The 19,288-nt window shown below is 42.8% G+C and carries 14 protein-coding genes; 7 read left to right on the top strand and 7 right to left on the bottom strand.

The window, feature by feature from the left end:
* Positions 1 to 466: 466 nt before the first annotated feature.
* The 3 genes from ABIC84_RS13835 to ABIC84_RS13825 form a co-directional block, all read right to left on the bottom strand.
* Complete coding sequence (locus tag ABIC84_RS13835; RefSeq protein WP_426589192.1) at positions 467 to 1,537, bottom strand: fatty acid desaturase; 1,071 nt, start codon at positions 1,535 to 1,537, stop codon at positions 467 to 469.
* Between the two features lie 256 nt (positions 1,538 to 1,793).
* Entirely contained in the window at positions 1,794 to 3,698 is a 1,905-nt protein-coding gene (locus ABIC84_RS13830) for a tetratricopeptide repeat-containing sensor histidine kinase (RefSeq protein WP_426589194.1), read from the bottom strand.
* Between the two features lie 52 nt (positions 3,699 to 3,750).
* Positions 3,751 to 4,317, bottom strand: coding sequence for an acyl-CoA thioesterase (locus tag ABIC84_RS13825; protein WP_274989303.1), 567 nt, complete (start codon positions 4,315 to 4,317; stop codon positions 3,751 to 3,753).
* Positions 4,318 to 4,445: 128 nt separating this feature from the next.
* Between ABIC84_RS13825 and ABIC84_RS13820 the strand changes: the two genes are divergently transcribed.
* Positions 4,446 to 7,235 (top strand): TonB-dependent receptor domain-containing protein, encoded by a 2,790-nt coding sequence (locus ABIC84_RS13820; protein WP_429263897.1) that lies wholly within the window; start codon positions 4,446 to 4,448, stop codon positions 7,233 to 7,235.
* Between the two features lie 68 nt (positions 7,236 to 7,303).
* Positions 7,304 to 8,020 (top strand): hypothetical protein, encoded by a 717-nt coding sequence (locus ABIC84_RS13815; protein ID WP_426589199.1) that lies wholly within the window; start codon positions 7,304 to 7,306, stop codon positions 8,018 to 8,020.
* Between the two features lie 141 nt (positions 8,021 to 8,161).
* Here the strand turns inward: ABIC84_RS13815 and ABIC84_RS13810 are convergent, their stop codons facing one another.
* Together ABIC84_RS13810 and ABIC84_RS13805 are read right to left on the bottom strand one after the other, a co-directional pair.
* On the bottom strand, positions 8,162 to 8,665 hold the full coding sequence (locus ABIC84_RS13810) for an FKBP-type peptidyl-prolyl cis-trans isomerase (protein WP_426589201.1): 504 nt from the start codon (positions 8,663 to 8,665) through the stop codon (positions 8,162 to 8,164).
* Between the two features lie 12 nt (positions 8,666 to 8,677).
* On the bottom strand, positions 8,678 to 10,699 hold the full coding sequence (locus ABIC84_RS13805) for a thioredoxin domain-containing protein (protein WP_429263896.1): 2,022 nt from the start codon (positions 10,697 to 10,699) through the stop codon (positions 8,678 to 8,680).
* Between the two features lie 228 nt (positions 10,700 to 10,927).
* On the opposite strand from ABIC84_RS13805, the gene ABIC84_RS13800 reads away from it, so the two are divergent.
* Positions 10,928 to 12,892, top strand: a complete 1,965-nt coding sequence (locus tag ABIC84_RS13800; RefSeq protein WP_429263895.1) for a M1 family metallopeptidase — start codon at positions 10,928 to 10,930, stop codon at positions 12,890 to 12,892.
* Positions 12,893 to 13,231: 339 nt separating this feature from the next.
* A complete protein-coding gene (locus tag ABIC84_RS13795) occupies positions 13,232 to 13,591 on the top strand; it encodes a response regulator (protein ID WP_373614209.1) in 360 nt (119 codons plus the stop codon).
* 10 nt (positions 13,592 to 13,601) lie between these two features.
* Here ABIC84_RS13795 and ABIC84_RS13790 read toward each other — a convergent pair whose 3' ends face one another.
* Positions 13,602 to 14,105: a hypothetical protein gene (locus ABIC84_RS13790; protein ID WP_429263894.1), complete on the bottom strand. Its 504-nt coding sequence runs from the start codon at positions 14,103 to 14,105 to the stop codon at positions 13,602 to 13,604.
* Positions 14,106 to 14,257: 152 nt separating this feature from the next.
* On the opposite strand from ABIC84_RS13790, the gene ABIC84_RS13785 reads away from it, so the two are divergent.
* The 3 genes from ABIC84_RS13785 to ABIC84_RS13775 all read left to right on the top strand — a co-directional run bounded on the left by ABIC84_RS13785 (position 14,258) and on the right by ABIC84_RS13775 (position 17,598).
* Positions 14,258 to 16,543, top strand: a complete 2,286-nt coding sequence (locus ABIC84_RS13785) for an ATP-dependent helicase (protein ID WP_373614211.1) — start codon at positions 14,258 to 14,260, stop codon at positions 16,541 to 16,543.
* Between the two features lie 167 nt (positions 16,544 to 16,710).
* Positions 16,711 to 17,079 carry a helix-turn-helix domain-containing protein gene (locus tag ABIC84_RS13780; protein ID WP_373614212.1) on the top strand — a complete coding sequence of 123 codons (369 nt, stop codon included), beginning with the start codon at positions 16,711 to 16,713 and terminating at the stop codon, positions 17,077 to 17,079.
* 219 nt (positions 17,080 to 17,298) lie between these two features.
* Positions 17,299 to 17,598, top strand: a complete 300-nt coding sequence (locus tag ABIC84_RS13775; RefSeq protein ID WP_373614213.1) for a hypothetical protein — start codon at positions 17,299 to 17,301, stop codon at positions 17,596 to 17,598.
* Between the two features lie 27 nt (positions 17,599 to 17,625).
* On the opposite strand, the gene ABIC84_RS13770 is transcribed toward ABIC84_RS13775, so the two are convergent.
* Positions 17,626 to 19,056, bottom strand: coding sequence for a tetratricopeptide repeat protein (locus tag ABIC84_RS13770; protein ID WP_373614214.1), 1,431 nt, complete (start codon positions 19,054 to 19,056; stop codon positions 17,626 to 17,628).
* Positions 19,057 to 19,288: the final 232 nt, after the last annotated feature.

Here is a 19,288-nt window from a genome sequence, read left to right as displayed (position 1 = left end):
ATAAAAAACATGCTCATTGAACCTAAGAAACGGAAAAAAGCAGCCTTTGAGATTGTTTACGACATATTCAATCCCTTAGGTTAACGGATATGGTGTTGTCACCAACAACCACCAGATAGGTTAACGCATCGGATGACATAGAGCGGAGATCACCAGTTGAATTGCACAGCGCATAGTTGTTGGTGACAACACCAACAACGGCAAAAGTTTTTCAATTCCCCCCTGGGAGGGGTGTGATGGAAATGTGTAATGGCAGGGAGGGGTTCATCTGCTATTTCCGGTATAGGCACGTCGACGAAACCCCTCCCTACACCCTCACAGGGGAGGAAATCGCACAATCCCACGCCTTTTCTTCTTTCCACAAGATGACGATGACAATACTAACAGTAGCCAAAGTGGCGGCAAACCAAACAAAAAGGCCACAGCACTTATCTTGCTATGGCCTTTTAATGTATTTAATAACAGCTTATTCCGCCGCTACCAATATTTCAGCAACTGGTATAGCCGCTGGCGCTACTACCGGTACCGGCGTACAATATTCCTTCAAAAAATCAGCTTTTGAATCGCGGTATGAGCTTACAGCTCCCAGCATACTCATCATTTTAATATAACACCAGGCCAAATCAAACTGATATGGTTTAAAGCCAGAGCGGGCGCTTTTAGGATATAAATGGTGGTTGTTATGCCACTCACCTGCTACATAACCCGGCCACAACTGATTGATTGACATATCCTCGCGGTTATGGTCGATACCTTCACGGCGCATATCTTTTCCTTTACCATGACCTTCGTAGTTAAATGTACGTACGCCAACTGCCCAAATGCCGGCAGAGCCAAATACAGCACAAGCCAATGCCGGTCCGCCTAAAAGGTAGAAAGCCATAAACCAAAAGCCCCAGTTCAGTATAATACCAATGATGGTGCGGGTTGGATTAGCCAGGGTGCCCCATTTTTGATACTGCTTGTAAGTATTTGTATTTACCCCTGTATGTTTCATCAGGTTAACACATTTTTTGTAAGTGGCTTCGTCCATGTTTCGTGCTATTGGCTGGTGGTTAACATCAGCTAAAAAGCAATACATAAAACCGCCTTGTGCATTGTAAGGATCGCCGGGTTGATCAGATAACGCATGGTGCACATGGTGCGATACAGCGTAGATTTCTTCAGGGATAATTTTAAGCGTAAGGTTTTGAGTAAAAAACCGCCAGAATTTATTTTTAAAGGTGTAAGCTCCGTGAGTGCAATACCGGTGGTGCCAGATTGTACCATGGGTACCCATAATAATCATGCTGTATACGAAGGCAACAATAAGCCCGGTGATACTGAAATATTTAAAGATGAACAGCCCCAGGAACGGCACTAAAGCCAGCACCAGCGACCAGCTTAAAAACGAAAGCCAGTTTTTTTTATCCCTGAATACATTTAGCCGTTTAAAAAATTCTTTTACAATTTGTGTGTTAGTAGGTTTTGAGAGGTTGCCAAGTCCATCTGTCCAACCATATGCAGGTGGTTCGAGCACAGTGTTTAAAAATGCCATTAAGTGTTTGGGAGATTAGTTAAAATTGTCGGAGAATTATTATAATTGTCACAATATAGTAAAAAGTACTTACTGCTTATACGTAACAACGGGATAAATAGATTTAAATTACCCAACAAATGATTAAAACTTTTTCAAAATAATTAAATTTCTTTATAAGAAATTATAAAAGTTAATATCAGCTACATATTACTTAATAAGCATTAATCGTATAGCAAACCGCTAATTTTAAATAGGAATAATTTTTGAGGAAAACTCAATCCGTTACCAAAGGAAGACTAAAACTGAAGGTGCTGCCCCTGTTTAATTCTGAATTTACCCAAAGCCTGCCGCCGTTAAACTCAATAAGCTCCTTGCATAAAAACAAACCAATGCCGGTGCCTTTCTCGCCGGAAGTGCCTGTGGCTGTGTATTTCGTATTAAGGCTAAATAACTTGCTAAGTTTTTCTGCAGGAATACCGTTGCCGGTATCGTTAACACTAATCACCAACATGCCTTCGTCAACTGTGCTTAATAAACTAATTATGCCGTAATTGCCCGTAAACTTAATAGCATTGCTAACGAGGTTACTTAAAACTACTTTTACATGCCTTTCATCGGCCTGTACACACATCCCGGGTAAAGCCATGTTTTCAAACCTGATATTTTTTTGCTGAAAAAGGTAACCAAAGATCCTGTCGATTTCATTACCAACTAAATAAATGTCGACCGCTGATGGCTCATGATTAATTCCCTTAATCTGGCTGCCTGCCCATTCAAGCAGGTTTGAAAGGGTTAATTCGGCACCCTGTACTACCGGTTCTATTTCCTTCATCAAGTCCTGAACTTCATCATCGCTTAAAACACGGGTGTTGTATAAACGTAATATAGAATTCAGATTAGCGAGCGGTGTGCGCAGATCATGCCCTATTACAGCCAGTAACTTATCTTTAAGATTATTAATATTTGCCAGGTTTACCGATTGGTCTTCTATCAGTTCTTTTTGAATTAATAAGGCTTTATGCTGCTTGCGCATTCGGTTATTTAAAACCCGCTTTTGTTTATAAAGGTAATAGGTAACCGACAAAGCCAATATTACAACCAGCAATGAAATAAGCAGTGTAATGATTATAACCTTTTGCAAATGAATTTTTTCGCGGTATTGCCCTGCCTTTTCCTCAACCGCGGCAATAGCATTAAGACGGCTGTTGAGCTCAAAATAACTCTGTATGAGCTCCGTACTTTTACGCTTATTGGCAGCACTAAGGCTATCAAGCGCCTGGGTATATTTTTTTTGATAGGCTAACGACTGCACCATATCGTGCTTTTGCTCAAAGCTATAGGCCATGGTTTTATAAGCCGACGAAATGCCATCCATAACACCGATGCTATCGGATAAAGCAGCACCTTTTTTTGCAAGGTTAATGGCTTTGTCGAACTGGTTTAACGAATTATAAATAACAGCACGTTCAATAAATGAGATAGCTCTTAAACGCCTGTTATTAACAATATAACTCATTTGCAGGGCAGTGTCTGAATAAGCTACGGCCTGTTGATATTGTCCCTTTAACCGATTAGCATTAGCCAGCCGGCTATATAATATACATATTGCGGGCTGGTCATTTACCGTACGGCTAAGCTGCATAGCAAGTTTGGCAAGAGTAATGCCTTTATCATATTGTTTAAGCCTGGCGTAAATAAATGAACGTTCGTTATAAACTTCGGCAAGCATTTTAGGATCATGGCCAGCAAAGCGGGCGGCTATATCTAAATTTTTCAAGGCCTTACTGTAATTTTGCAAATCTGTATAAGCCCTGCCCATGGAGCTATAACAGTGGGCCAATAACAGCGGCTTGTTTTTGGGCAGATAATTTAAAGCCGAATTAAAATAAAACAAACTGATAGGATAGTATGACTGCGACCAGTACACATGTCCTAAATTTAAAAAAGCGGCGCCGGTACCTTCATTATATTTTATTTTTTCCGAAAGCAGCAAGGCATGCTCAGCTCTTACCCTTGCCTCGTAGGGGGCACCAACATAGGTTTCCTCAACCAATTTGTTAAGGCTGTCGATGGTTTTGATTAACGCCGGCGATTTTTCCGGCTCAATTCCGCTTGTTTTTTGCGCATAAACAGTACTATGCATTAATAACAGCAATAATAAACCAAGGGGCCTTGTCATTCGCTAACAGTTTCAGACTGCAATCTAACAATAAACTTAATATAGGCAATAGCTATCCGGCAACAATGCACCGCTCGCCCTGCAGCAGTTCAATACAATTCTCGTAGTTATCGGGCATTTGAATTTGTTCAACCTCTTTCATATAACTCTGCTTAATCTCTTTACGGCGGCGGGCTTCAATAAAACGTCTTACCTGTTCCCGGTTTTCCAAAACCAGGCCGGGCACTTTGGCCGGCTTGTTAAATTCGTCTTTGGCTACCATGGTAAAATAGCTGGTGTTGGTATGTTTTACCGAATGGTTTTTGATATTTTCAGATATCACCCGAATCCCTACCACCAGCGAAGTATTACCTACATAGTTTACCGATGCCATGAGTGATACCAGTTCCCCTACTTCCACGGGCTGTAAAAAATCCACCGTGTCGATAGATGCTGTTACACAATAATTACCGGCGTGTTTGGCAGCACATACATAGGCTACCTTGTCCATTAGCGAAAGCAAGATCCCTCCATGGATCTTTCCGCCAAAATTAGAATACGAAGGGATCATCAGTTCGGTAATGGTGGCCTGCGAAAATGCCACGCTTTTATAGCCGTCTATATCAGGTAAGGGGTTCATAATATATGGTAATATAGTATAAGGTTAAGCACTAAAATACAATATATGCAACATTAGTATTACATAGGGTTAAATAGTTAAACCTTCGTTAAACTTTAATGGTCAATAACCTAAATTGACCCTAAACTATGAAAAAACACTTACTGCTCGCGTTTATCGGTATTCTTTTTTTATCAACTGCCTATGCCCAGCAAGCCCGCGAAGTGCGCGGTACGGTAGTTGACAGCGTGGGAGCCGTACCCGGAATTACGGTAAAACTAATCTCCGATAAAGACAGCGTAGTAGTAGCAACCAGCACTGCCGGGGCATTTTATTTCCCAGCCGTTGTCTCCAAAAACTTTAAACTCACCATTAGCGGAATCGGTTACCAGCCCTTTACCCGCCGTTATGTAATGGATAACGATACCAAACCCATTAACCTCGATCCCATCAAAGTAAAGGTGCAAACCAATATGCTGAACACGGTGGTAGTTTCGGCTGTGATCCCCATCACCATAAAAGAAGATACCGTTGAATACAAAGCCAGCGCCTATAAAGTACGGGAAGGATCGCCGGTGGAAGATTTGCTCAAAAAGCTGCCGGGCGTAAGCGTTGATAAAGACGGCAATGTAACCGCGCATGGTAAACAGGTTACCAAAGTGCGGGTTAACGGTAAGGATTATTTTACCGGCGATGTGCAAACCGCAACCCAGAACCTGCCTGCCGATATTGTGGAAAACATACAGGTGATTGACGATTACGGCGACCAGGCCAACCTTACCGGCATCAAAACCGGCGACCCGGACAAGATCCTGAACATCACCATACAAAAGGGAAAAAGCAAAGGCAATTTTGGCCAGGGCAGCGTTGGCGTTGGTAATGACGACCGATACCAAGCCCGTCTTTCGGCCAATTCATTTTATGATGCAAGGCAGCTGGCGGTTATAGGCACCTGGAATAACAATAACACCAATAGCTTCAATCTTGGCAGCAGCGGTGGCGGCGGAGGCCGGGCAGGGCGTGGAGGTGGCGGCGGAGGCAGCAGCGCAGGCGGGGTGAGTACGGCTAACGGTATTACTACCAACCGCTCCTTAGGCACCAATTACCGCGATGACTGGGGCAAAAAAGTAACGGTTTATGGCAGCTATAGTTTTGCCGATAAAGACAGGGATATCAACAGCACAACCCTGCAGCAAAACCTTTATCAATCGGGTAATATCATCAATATGGACAACAGTACTAACCATAACCATGGTATCAACCACCGCTTTGATTTCAATATCGAATACAAAATAGATACATCTAATTATATCAAAATAAACCCGGGCTTTTCATATGCCACCGCCGAAAACATGAGTACCGACACCTTCAGCAATACCCGTAACCAAAGTTTAGTTACCGGCAATGAGCTGGCCCTCACCAATAACTCATCGCAAACAGGCAGCCTTAACGTGCTTTACAACCACAAGTTCCATAAAAAAGGACGGAACTTCAGTGTTAATGCCAATGTAAGCTATTCTAAAAACGATCAGGACCTGAGCGATAAATACACCACCCGGCAGGATACCGTGGTAACACCATTGTTTCAGCAGATCAACTCTGATAATCAATCGCAAAGGGTAAGCCTGCATTTTTCATACATCGAACCTGTTGGCAAAACAACTTACCTGGAAAGCAATTACAGTTATAATTATTCGAACACCGATAATAACCGCTACAACTACCGGGTTGATCCTGCAACAGGCAATCAAACCTACGTTGATTCATTGAGTACGTTGTATAACTACCAGTTCATCACCAACCGCATCGGTTTAAACCTTCGCGGGATACAACCTAAATATAATTATACGCTGGGCCTGGCTGTTCAGCCTTCAAAGCTCGAGGGGGAATCGCATAACTTTCATACCTCCACATCTACCTTTAATATTATCCCTACGGCAAGGTTTATCTATAACTTTTCAAAAAACCACTCGTTTTCATTTAATTACAGTGGCTCCAATGCCCAGCCATCATTTAGCCAGCTGCAGCTTCAGCCCGATTATTCAAACCCTCAAAACAGGGTTTATGGTAACCCTGACCTGAAACCCGAATTCACCAACAGCTTTAATGTGCGTTATAACCAGTTTGATATTGCCAGCGGCAATTCATTGTTCGCCAGTTTATCATTTGCCGAAACCCAGGATAAAATAGTTACCAATTCGGCCCCCGTTACTGATAGCACCCAAAGCGCAAAAGGCAACAATACCATACAGGCAACCCGCTATATTAACACCAACGGTTTTTATAATGTAAATGGCAACTATTCCTTTTCAAAACCATTTGCCGAACGCAAGTACACCGTATCCTTAAACGGCGGCGCAAGCTACAACAACAACATTTCATATATTGAAAATCAGCGCAATGAGGGAAAAAACTGGGTGCTTAACCAGGGTGTTAAACTTAGGGTTGATCTTGACAGCATTATGGACAGCGAGATCAGCGCTAATTACAGCATTAATACTACCCGTTATAGCCTGCCGTCCTCATTAAATACCGATGCCCAAACCTGGACATTAGGGCTCGACGGCCGCAATTATTTTTTTTACAGCTGGGTGCTTGGTTACAGCTTAACTCAAACCATCAATCACGGTTTCAGTAGTACCGTGAAAGCGAGCCCTACTCTGCTGAGCAGCTACCTGGAATACCAGTTTTTAAACAAGCATATAGCCTCGCTCCGGTTCCAGGCTTTTGATATTTTTGACGAAAACAAAGGTATAACACGCACTGCCGTAGGCAACCAGATCATTGATACACGTACCAACCGGCTGGGCAGGTATTTTATGCTCAGCTTTACCATCCGGCTTCAAAAATTTAGCGGCAGCCGTCCACAGGGCGGGCGTAACGGCGGCGGTAATGGCTTTGGTGGCTTTGGCGGCGGTCGCCGTGGTGGCAGAGGATAATTTGTATCCTGCTTTTTTTGAAAAACGTTAAGCGCTGTTATATATTTACAACAATCTATATCCCTGCATTGAGAAAACTTATTTTAACCTTTATATCGATACTATATATCGGCTGTGCCATTGCACAAACCAAAGATGCCACCGAAAAAACCGGCCCGGAAACAGTGGTCCAAAAACATCGTCTTACCGATTCGGTAGTTGAGCGGTTCAGCGTACTTAAGAGTAATAAGGGTATCCGGCAAGGTTTATACCAGGCCCTTTATCAAAAAAACTATGCATTGGCCAGCGGCTATTACGACAACAACAAAAGGGCGGGCGTATGGCACTTTTTTGACAATCGCGGGCACCTGGTACAAAATTTCGATTACAGGACCAACCAGATCACTTACGAAGCTCCTGAAGACAGCACATCAAACCTGCAGTATTTTGTTGATGTAAAACTTAATGACACAGCAAAAACAACCAAACCACTTAAAGTAGGCGGCAGATTTTTTGGCTACCTCCCCTATCTGAACTTATTTAAGCTTCCGCCCGATTTAATGAACCTTAATCCAAATGTATCGTTTGGTGCGGTAGAGTTGCTGGTTAGTCCGCTGGGGAGGCTTGCATCATTCAAGGTACATGTATACAGCGGTTCGTACGAAAAAACCTTTAATATGAGCATTGATGTACCCGATCCTGCCGATAAGATCTTTGTGCCGGCTACTGTAAACGGCGAAGCAGTTGGTTGCCGTGTGCTTATTAAGTGCGCATTCAGAAACGACGGGGGGCTGGAGTTCTATTAAGCATCCATACTTCCTCTTAAACCAAAAGCGTCATTGCGAGGTACGAAGCAATCCCAAACTATACAGGGCGGACCTGCTAATCGGGGATTGCTTCGTACCTCGCAATGACGCTTAATTATATAGCTACGCTATTAATGGGGCTTAGTGATCGTGATGACCATCCGGACCGTGCGCGTGGCCGTGCGATAACTCTTCGGCTGTTGCAGGGCGTACGTTAAGGATATTGCCTTTAAAGTGCAGTTCCTGACCGGCCATAGGGTGATTAAGATCAACAATAACGGCATCTTCGGCAATTGAAACCACCATAGCCTGGAAACGGTGGCCCTGGTTATCCTGTAAAGGCAAAATGCTGCCAATTTCAGGGATTTCGGTGCCCTGAAACATTTCTTTTGGCAGGTTGGCTACTGCTTCTTCATCATATACGCCGTAAGCATCTTCGGGAGATAAGCGAAACTCGTAGGCATCACCTGTTGAAAGTGTGCTCAGGTTATCCTCAAATTTAGGCAGCATCTGTCCTGCACCAAATAAAAAGGTAAGCGGCTGTTCCTGGGTGGTACTTTCTACCAAAGTTTCGGTACCGGTGTTTTCACGGTCTACGTACAAATCGTAGGTTAATGATACTACGTGTTGTGGTGCAATTTTCATTGTAAATTGTTTTTAGTTGTAAAATCTGGCTTCTACCTCATTAAGGGCATCTGCCGGGTTATTAGCAGGTAATCCGCAGGTTTTATCTTTACAAATGAAAATTTGCGTTGATGCACCAAACTTATCCTGCAGCAAAGGTAAACTTCCTGTATTACCGCCCAACATAATTTTATTGGGGATGTAATTATTTTCCATTTCCTTTCTGAAAGTTTCCGCTCCGGCTCCTGTTATCGCAATTTCGTTTATTCCAAACACCTCATCCAGCAAAAGCATCACCCAGTTTGAATAAGCCGAACCATATTTTGCCAGCTGCGGCATTACATTGCGTAACAACTGTGCCGAAACCTCAATGTAACTTTCGTTATCAAAAAGCAAGCCTAACTTTTTAAGCACCCGTGCCATAACCGAATTGGAGGCAGGGATCACCCCATCCATAATTTCAGATTTGCGGGCAATCAGCTGTTCATCATCATCGGCAGTGAAAAAGAAAATACCCTTTGTTTCATCATAATAGTGGGCTATGGCTGTATCGGCAAGGCTTTTGGCCTGCTGCAGCCAATGCTCATTAAAGGTAACCTCATATAAGGCAATGAGCCCATCGATGATATTGGCATAATCATCTAAAAATGCTACAGGCTTATCCTGCGACGATGTGGCACTGTAAACCCGTGATAACCTGCCATTTTGACCAAGCAGGTTATTTAAAATAAACCCGGCATTGTTCAGCGCAAGCTCAAGGTACTCTGGCTTATTAAACGTGCGGTAAGCATCGTTCAGGCCTTTCAGCATAAGGCCATTCCAGGATGCCAGGATCTTGTTATCTAATCCCGGGCGCACGCGTACACCGCGGGCTTCAAAAACTTTTTGACGGGATGCAGCTATTTTGGCAAGCAATTCATGAGCAGGCAACCCTAATTTTGCGGCCAGTTCTTCGTCACTATCCTTCCGGAACAATACGTTCGATTCCTCCTCTTCCCAGTTGCCATCCTCCGTAATATTGTAGTAGATACAGAACAAACCGGCATCATCGCCTAAAATCTCTTCAATCTCATTTTTGGTAAAAATATAGAATTTGCCTTCCATTCCTTCACTATCCGCGTCAAGCGCCGAATAAAACCCATACTCAGCTGACATCAGTTCGCGGGTGCTGAAAGTGATGCTCTCGTCAACTACCTGTTTGTACAATTCATCCGGGCGCCAGGTGTAAGCTTCGGCATACAGGCTAATAAGCTGGGCGTTATCATACAGCATTTTTTCAAAATGTGGTACATGCCAGCGCCCATCAACCGAGTAACGGGCAAATCCACCGCCAACATGGTCGTAAATTCCCCCGAAAGCCATTTTATGCAAAGTAAGTTTCACTTGCTCCGCTACTTCATCATCTTTCATTAAATAGCCATTGCGCATTAAAGCCTGCCAGTTATTTGGCATCGGGAATTTGGGCGCGTTACCGGTGCCACCCTCCTGCTTATCAAAATATCGTTTCCAATTGTTTACGATGGCTTGCAGATCGTCCCGCGTATGTTCTGCCTGTGCTACCAAAAATTCTATCGACTCATATTTTTGAATCCCTTCGGTAAGGCGAACCGCGTAGTCTTCGGCCTCTTCGGGCTTTTGTTTGTAGAAATCGGCCAGGTTAAAGAGCAGCGATGTCCAATCGTTTTTACGGAAATAGGTACCACCGTAAATAGGTCTTTGATCGGGCAGGCAGATACAGTTTAATGGCCATCCGCCTCTGCCGCTCATGAGCTGTACGGCACTCATATAAATCTGGTCAACATCGGGGCGTTCTTCCCTATCTACCTTAATACAAACAAAATATTCGTTCATTACGGCGGCTACAGCTTCATCTTCAAAGCTTTCGTGCTCCATAACATGGCACCAGTGGCAGGCCGAGTAGCCGATGCTTACCAAAATGAGCTTATTTTCGGCTTTGGCTTTATCAAGGGCTTCTTTGCCCCAGGGGTACCAGTTTACCGGGTTATTGGCATGTTGTAATAAATAGGGCGATGTGGAATTGGCCAGGCGATTCATATAGCTGTGTGTTTGCTGCAAAAATGCAGATATAATTGCACCTGTAAGTTAAATGGAATTTATTTAGAAAAGTTTTAGGTAAAAGTGGTTATTCGTATCAGACCAGTCTCATTTTTGAATTTTTAATAATAAGTCAAAATCACTTATCTCCAACCCTTTCAGTCCTAAAAATTATCAAACTCACAAATTATTTCCCTTTATTTGCCCCCTTGTTATCAAAAATTTAAGATGAACTGTTTAAAACTGAATTATTTATTATGCGCCGTGGCGCTGATGCCGTTAACGCGACCGGCATCGGCCCAAACTACCGACACCACAAAATACAATCACCAGGACCTTTTTGGCCCAATTACATGGCCCGTTACCAGTGGCGGAACGCGCTCGGCCGCAGGCAAGCCCTCACCAAATTACTGGCAAAACCGCGCTGATTACCAGATCAAAGCTTCCCTTAATGAAGGCAAGGATACTACCATAACCGGCGAAGTAACCATTACCTATACCAACAACAGCCCTGATAAGTTGGATTACCTGTGGCTGCAACTGGATCAAAACCTTTTTAAACCAGATTCGCGCGGAGCGGCGGTAACTCCGTATACCGGCGACAGGTTTGACGTTCGTGGTTTTAGCCGCGGTGGTTATCATATTGCCTCTGTTGATGTTACTTACAAAGGCGAAACCTACAACGTTGATCCTGTCATTACCGATGCACGGATGCAGTTACGCCTTAATACCCCAATGGATGGCAAAGGCGAAAAAATAGAGATCAAGGTTAATTATGATTTTGCAATCCCATTTTATGGCGCCGACCGTATGGGCCGCAAGAAATTTAAACAAGGCTATGTTTACGAAATTGCTCAATGGTACCCGCGCATGTGTGTTTACGACGATGTGGAGGGCTGGAACACCCTGCCATACATGGGCTTAGGCGAGTTCTATTGCGAATACGGCGATTTTGACTATTACATCACCGCTCCTGCCAATAAAATAGTAGTTGGCTCGGGCGATTTGCAAAACCCTGAAGAGGTACTTACTCCCACTCAATTAAAACGACTGGAACAAGCCCGCAACAGCGACAAAACAGTAACCATCATTAGCGCTGCGGAAGTTGGCAGAGGCTCAACCCGGCCCTTTAAAGGCACGCTTACCTGGCACTTTAAAATGCAGAATACCCGCGATATTGCATGGGGCGCTTCTGACGCTTTTATCTGGGACGCGGCAAGGGTTAATTTCCCATCTGGCCGCAAGGGCATTGCCATGTCGGCCTACCCGGTTGAAAGTTCGGGCAATGACGGCTGGGGCCGCTCAACCGAATACCTAAAAAACAGCATGGAGATCTATTCAAACCTATATTTTGAATATCCCTGGAATTCGGCAGTTAACGTATCGGGCGTGGCATTAGGCATGGAATATCCGGGCGCTATCTTCTGCCTCAGCAACCTGAAAAAAGGGCAGCTTTGGGGCGATGTTACCCACGAGATAGGCCATAACTGGTTCCCGATGATAGTTGGCTCAAACGAGCGCAAATACATGTGGCAGGACGAAGGTTTTAACACCTTTATTAATGAGTATGCTACCGAAAAATTTAATAAAGGCGAATATGTTGAGAAAAGTGGCTCGGCGCAAAATGTACTGGCCGGCTACCGCAACAGCAAAGACCCGCTCATGACCGCTCCTGAAGCCATAGGGCTCAATGATTATGGCCAGTATTATACCAAAACCGCGTTAGGTTTGGATATATTACGCAACGTAGTACTTGGCCCAGAGCGCTTTGATTATGCCTTCCGCGAGTATGTTAAAAACTGGGCGTTTAAGCACCCGCTTCCGTACGATCTTTTCAGGGCTATGAATGATGCCACAGGCGAAGATCTGAACTGGTTTTGGAAATCATGGTTCTTCACCACCTGGAAGCTTGACCAGGCCATTACTTCGGTAAGCTATATCAAAGGTAACCCGGCCGATGGCGCGCTGATCACACTTACCAATAATGAAAAAATGGCTATGCCTGTTGATCTTAAAATTGTTCAGGCTAACGGCAAAACCGAAACTATTCACTTACCGGTAAACATCTGGCAACGCGATGGTGTTTGGAAATTTAAATATCCTTCAACATCGGCTATTAAAAGCATGGAAATAGACCCTGATCGTCAACTACCTGACGTTGACCTGAAAAACAACGTTTACAGGGGAGAGTGATTTTGATTTGGGATTTGGGAATTTCGATTTCGGATTTGTGAGGAGATTAGAGGGAACTTCAAAAAGCGATGGGTGTTTGGGCTCATCGCTTTTTTTGATAATTGTGTTTGCTTAACTGTGAGTTTTTTTATCGCGGTCAGTGTAAAATTATGCACCCTTTAAAAAACCATAAAATATCCTTAAAAAAAACACTATATCCACCTGTTAATAAGCAATATACCCACTAATACAAACCTATATCGACTTCAATTAAACACTTGAAAATATTTTTAATTATAAAACATTTTGTTTATTTTTAATATTAAAGGCTAATAGCAAATTACAATTAGCATGTTAACTATGGCAAGAAATATACTCATAATTGAAGATGACGCTGAAATTTTACGGGTACTTGAAACAGTGCTCACCTTTCATGATTTTGAGGTTACCGGTCTTGACCGTACTGATGATATTATTGGTGCTGTAAAAGCGTACAACCCCGATCTTGTATTAACCGACTATATGCTGCCCGGCCTTAACGGCGGTCGTATTTGTCAGCTTATTAAAGGCAACGAAGATACCCGGCATATCCCGGTGATTCTGATTTCAGCTTACCATGAACAGGCTATTGCCCTGGTTAATTTTGGATATGATGCCTTTGTACCCAAGCCTTTTGATATAAATAAGCTGGTGAAAACGATTAACAAGTTTTTGAATTGATGGAAGGAAGTTAGATAAGATCTATCCCATTAGAGATTATTTTGAAGCCATTTTGTTTCCATTGCTTCATAATCACCCCGAGATTATGCCATTTTTTGCCTGAATTAATAACGAAGCGATATTCGATAGATTCTCCGTTCTTTTTGGAGATTTTGATCTTGTTATAAGTGCCGTCATTTCTTAACCTTCCGGGCTTACCTACATAATTATGGCAATCTATTTCTACCAGTTTCAGATCATTTAAGATAAATACAGTGTTATTCAACACAACCCTATCTTCCGCAAAAAACAACTCTCCGTCTTTTGTATAACTCGGCATACTCGACCAAAACAAGTTCACAAAATAGCCGATAAAACCCAAAAAGAAACATGAAATCATTATGAATAACAAAGGCCCATTTAAATTCCTGGCAAAGGGAGCCATTACAAAGAAAATCAATAATAAAACCGCAGGTATCTGCATCATTTTATAAATGAGCGGACGGCGGGTATAAGTGTCGAAGATTTCTGCCATTTTTAATATTAGTTACAATTCTAATGAATATTTATTACCGACAACGATTAGTCATTACTATAATTCCGAAATCTCAAATTCGATATCCGAAATTTTTCCCCCTTTCGCCCCAAAACCTTAATTTCGCTGCTTCAAGAAAAGAGGAAAAGATTTTGGATTACTTACAGGGATTAAACCCCGAACAAAGGGCAGCGGTTGAACAAACCGAGGGGCCGGTGATGATCATTGCCGGTGCCGGATCGGGCAAAACACGGGTTATTACCTATCGCGTGGCGCATTTGATACGCAAGGGTGTTGATTCATTTAACATACTGGTACTTACATTTACCAACAAGGCCGCCCGCGAAATGCGCGAGCGTATTACCCATGTAGTTGGCGCGGAAGCTAAAAACATATGGATGGGTACGTTCCACTCGGTGTTTGCGAAAATATTACGGGTTGAGGCCGAAAAAATCGGTTATCCAAGCAACTTTACCATTTACGATACCGACGACAGCAAGAGCGTTTTAAGGGCCATTTTAAAAGAAATGAACCTTGATGATAAGCTTTATAATGTAAACTTTGTACTCAACCGCATTTCGGCATCAAAAAATAACCTGATCTCCTGGCAGGAATATAACAAGAACGAGCAGATCCAGGCCGACGACTTTTCGAGCGGCCGCGGGCAAATGGGCAAGATCTACGAGATGTATGCCACCCGCTGCTACCGTGCTGGAGCAATGGATTTTGACGATTTGCTGTACAAAACCAACGAGCTGCTGAAACTCCACCCCGACGTACTCAATAAATACCAGCACAAGTTTAAATACCTCATGGTTGATGAGTATCAGGATACCAACTTTTCGCAGTACCTTATTGTTAAAAAGCTTGCCGCTGTTAACGAAAACCTGTGCGTAGTAGGTGATGACGCCCAAAGTATCTATGCCTTCCGTGGTGCCAACATTCAGAATATCTTAAACTTTGAGAAGGATTACCCCGATCTGAAAGTGTTTAAGCTGGAGCAAAATTATCGCTCAACTCAAAACATTGTGAATGTAGCCAACAGCATCATCCGCAATAATAAAGACCAGCTTAAGAAGAACGTATTCTCCGAAAAAGAATCGGGCGATAAGATCAAAGTTATGCGGGCCTTCAGCGATAATGAGGAAGGCAAAATAGTAGCCGAAGCTATTATGCAAGACCGCAGCTCAAACGGGCTTAAATGGTCGGCATTTGCTATCCTTTACCGCACCAATGCGCAGTCGCGGTCTATGGAGGAGGCTTTGCGCAAGCTGGGCATCCCATATAAAATATATGGTGGGCTTTCGTTTTATCAGCGTAAGGAAATTAAGGACCTGATAGCTTATTTCAGGCTCACCTTTAACCCTAATGATGAAGAAGCTTTAAAGCGCGTTATCAATTACCCTAAACGTGGCATTGGCGATACCTCGGTTGATAAGATCATTGTAGCTGCCGATCAGCATGGTATAACGCCCTGGGAAGTTATTGTTGAACCGGGCAAATACCTCGAGGGTAAAATATCGGGGGCCGTATCCACTTTTGCTACCATGATCCAAAGCTTCCAGGTGCTGACCAAAACCAAGTCTGCCTATGAGTCGGCTTTATATATCGCGCAGCATTCGGGCTTATTGAAGGACCTTTATGAAGATAAATCGGTAGAGGGGCTTAACCGTTACGAAAATATCCAGGAGCTTTTAAACGGGATCAAGGAGTTTTCAGAGCGGGAGGATATTGAAGAAAAAGGCCTTGATGTTTTCATGCAGGATGTGGCCCTCTTAACTAACGATGATAATGATAAAAACAAAGATGCCGATACGGTATCGCTTATGACCATCCACTCATCAAAAGGGCTTGAGTTTCCGCAGGTTTATGTTGTAGGACTGGAAGAAAACCTTTTCCCGTCGCAAATGTCGCTTAACTCACGCAGCGATCTTGAAGAAGAGCGACGCCTGTTTTATGTAGCCGTTACGCGTGCCGAAAGCAAGCTCCATATTAGTTACGCCACCTCGCGTTTTAAGTTTGGAACCTTGATTAATTGCGAGCCAAGCCGCTTTTTGGATGAAATTGACGCGAAATATCTTGAACTAGACTATACCGCCAAACCCGCTTCTGGCAATAATCCATTTTTTGATGATGAGCGTAAAGCATGGAGCAGGGATAAACAGCCCGACACATTTTCGCGGCCAAAACCGGCAGCTGCAGCACCGGTAAAAACCACTTCGATACTGGCCAAAGCGCACGTACCTTCAGCTAATTTCAAACCTTCTGATACATCCGGTTTGCAAGTGGGTATGGAGGTTGAACACGAACGTTTCGGCTTTGGCAAAGTACTCGCTCTTGAGGGTAATAAGCCCGATATAAAAGCCACAATCTTCTTTAAGGAGATTGGTCAAAAGCAGTTGTTATTAAAATTTGCGAAACTTTACATAGTTCAGTAAACATAAACCAAGAGTTAAAATCCCTACTTTGAGGAATTGATTCCCCAAGCCCCCGCCACGGTCCATCATTAAATCGCCTTAATAACACTAATTTAAAGGTAATTTAATGATGGCATACCATTTGGATTGCATAAGTATCCCCTTTCCTTAATTAATATTTAATTGATATGAGCGATACTATTAAAAAGCAAACAAACAAATCCGTTGGTAAAAACATCCGGGCATTACGCCATCAGCATGGATGGAGCCAGGAAGATGTGGCTAACCGTTTGGGCATCTCTATTCCTGCGTTTTCAAAAATTGAAACAGGAGTAACCGATATCAACCTCTCGCGTCTTGAACAAATTGCCAATATTTTCGATGTAAACGTGGTGAACATACTGGCCCTCGATACTGACGAAACTGATATGAAGCCGTCGAGTTTAAGCCTTGCACAGAGAAAACTGATAGATCGCGAATCAGAAATCGCCAGTTTACAACGTAAGGTCATATTACTTTATGAAGAGCTGCGCAATAAGGCCAGTGTAGCCATCTAAAGGTGTGCAGTAAACATTACAATTTACCGATAGTGTACATTGTTTGCTTCGCATCAGTGTCCTGTTTCATACGTTACATTAAATAGTAGTTAACAATATTTAACAAAAGGAAATTTGAAAAAAAAGCCCCCCATTGTATGGGCTAATTTATCCATAATGAGCGTTTTATAGCCATTTTGGAGTAATAATTGTGGCACGCAGTTTACTAAAGCAAATTGTATGTCAAATTATCTTATTTCCATATCAAAAAACGAAACCTCGAGCGACGGTATCATCCATGATCCTAAAAGTAAGCTAAAAGTTAAAGCGTTTGATTTGCTGCGCGCACGTTTTAAACCGAGCAAAGGCGAAGTAAGGTTTTTTGTAACTGCCGGCGATGAAACAACACTGGCTTTTGAAACACAGGGCTATAATAAACACAGACAGCTGCTGGTTTTACAAATGATATCGTGGTATTGTATTTACCTTGGGCTTATGGAAGCGCAGATCCACTCCAGCCTGCCTGTACACTTTAGTTAAACCTGGAGAGGGAGGATCGGACGAAAGTTAAACTCTCGGCGGGTTATGCAGCATGTCGCTCATCTCGATGATCTTTTCATCAATTTCGGATACGCATTTATCCATCATATCCAAACATTCGGCCTGGTCAACCAGGCCTTCTTTTTCGAGGTTGATCAAGCCGCGTAACGTAGCTATAGGCCCCCTGATTTGATGCGACAGGTATGACGAATGCTCAGAAAGCTTTTTATTTTTTAACTGCAGATCTTTGGTACGCTCGTCAATGATCTCTTCAAGATGATGATTTATCCTATCAAGATTATCTTTTTGCCGGGATACCTCACCGTTTAGCAATGTAAGCTGTGCATTGGTTTTGGCTTTACGTTTTACATTGCTGATCAGCAAACCAATTACTACAAGCATCAAACCCGCAACCACGGTCACCGCCCAAAACTTCGACCGGTCGTAAGCCTGGCGCTCTGCAATTCTTTCGTTTTCTTTCAGTTGCTCTTCCTGCCGGCGTTTGGCCTCAACCAGGTTCATTTGCGCCGATACGTTGGTTTTATAGGTAACACTATCCTGGGTATATATTTCCCTTAGTAAATTTACCGCACGGGCAAAATTCTTTTTGTTATATTCCAGTTCGTATGTAGTGTATTTATAATCGTAGTCAAGCTTAGGGTCTTTTACTAACTGTGTATAAGCAGTCCCCTCCTGCACCATCTTTTCCGCATTTTTAAAATCGCCTTTTGTCATGTAAAGCGCTGCCAGCGTAAGGTCAACACTGGCTACTGACTCGTTCAGGTCGCGCGCTTTTGCACCGGCATTAGCCTCCAGCAGTAAACCCAGGGCCTTATCGTAATCCTTAAGTTTAAAATAAATAACGCCACGGTTTTGCAAACATTGGATCAGGTTTACCGAGTCGCTCAGTTTCTGAAATATGGGAAAACTTTTATCATAAAACTTAAGCGCCATATACAGGTTATTTTTACGCGTGTAAACGTTACCGATATTTAAATACAATGAGCCTACCAATTTAGTATCATTTATTTTTTGTGCTATTTCCAGCGATCGGTTAAGATAGGTAAGGGAGCGTTCGTAGTCATGGTCACGGAACAAGATCCCGATATTATTATAAACCTTGGCTTCGCCCCTCAGGTTATTGTTGCGGGTAAAATATGAAAGGGAGTTCAGGTAGTTTTCAATAGCCTTTTCAGGCTGATCAAGGTAGTATTTACCAATACCGATAACCCGATAAGCTTCTGCAATACCATTAATATAATTGAGTTTGGTGGATAGCTTAAGCGCTTTGGTAGCGTCTTCCACCGTTTGTTCGGGGTTTGTGAGCCTGTTTGTATAAGCGCTGGTATTCAGGCTTATTACCTCATTAGTATCTTTTGCAGCAACATCAATTATATCATTCGCGTATACCGACAGCGATAATAAAAAGAATAATATAAATGTGCCGATTTTTTTCATTAAAACACTTTTACGTTCTGTTGGGGTGAAAGTTATAAAATAATGCTGAATTATATTTAATGTTAAGAATAAAAAACACTGTGGAAAATTATTTTCATATGTTTTTTATCCCTATTAAAAACATATCTATATTTGCATTGTTAAATATCTGAAATACAATATATTAAATACAAAGAACATCCTATACAATATCGCTCCCAATATATTGCAGCCAATTACAATAATATTGCAA

The organism is Mucilaginibacter sp. 3215, from assembly GCF_050433785.1.
In the GTDB taxonomy this organism is placed as follows: Bacteria; Bacteroidota; Bacteroidia; order Sphingobacteriales; family Sphingobacteriaceae; genus Mucilaginibacter.
This window is presented reverse-complemented; position numbering and strand designations above follow the sequence as displayed.

Excerpts from the sequence above, each read along its gene's own strand:
- ABIC84_RS13835 (WP_426589192.1), bottom strand. The coding sequence starts at position 1,537 with ATGGCATTTTTAAACACTGTGCTCGAACCACCTGCATATGGTTGGACA.
- ABIC84_RS13830 (WP_426589194.1), bottom strand. The coding sequence starts at position 3,698 with ATGACAAGGCCCCTTGGTTTATTATTGCTGTTATTAATGCATAGTACT.
- ABIC84_RS13825 (WP_274989303.1), bottom strand. The coding sequence starts at position 4,317 with ATGAACCCCTTACCTGATATAGACGGCTATAAAAGCGTGGCATTTTCG.
- ABIC84_RS13820 (WP_429263897.1), top strand. The coding sequence starts at position 4,446 with ATGAAAAAACACTTACTGCTCGCGTTTATCGGTATTCTTTTTTTATCA.
- ABIC84_RS13810 (WP_426589201.1), bottom strand. The coding sequence starts at position 8,665 with ATGAAAATTGCACCACAACACGTAGTATCATTAACCTACGATTTGTAC.
- ABIC84_RS13805 (WP_429263896.1), bottom strand. The coding sequence starts at position 10,699 with ATGAATCGCCTGGCCAATTCCACATCGCCCTATTTATTACAACATGCC.
- ABIC84_RS13800 (WP_429263895.1), top strand. The coding sequence starts at position 10,928 with ATGAACTGTTTAAAACTGAATTATTTATTATGCGCCGTGGCGCTGATG.
- ABIC84_RS13795 (WP_373614209.1), top strand. The coding sequence starts at position 13,232 with ATGGCAAGAAATATACTCATAATTGAAGATGACGCTGAAATTTTACGG.
- ABIC84_RS13790 (WP_429263894.1), bottom strand. The coding sequence starts at position 14,105 with ATGGCAGAAATCTTCGACACTTATACCCGCCGTCCGCTCATTTATAAA.
- ABIC84_RS13780 (WP_373614212.1), top strand. The coding sequence starts at position 16,711 with ATGAGCGATACTATTAAAAAGCAAACAAACAAATCCGTTGGTAAAAAC.
- ABIC84_RS13775 (WP_373614213.1), top strand. The coding sequence starts at position 17,299 with ATGTCAAATTATCTTATTTCCATATCAAAAAACGAAACCTCGAGCGAC.
- ABIC84_RS13770 (WP_373614214.1), bottom strand. The coding sequence starts at position 19,056 with ATGAAAAAAATCGGCACATTTATATTATTCTTTTTATTATCGCTGTCG.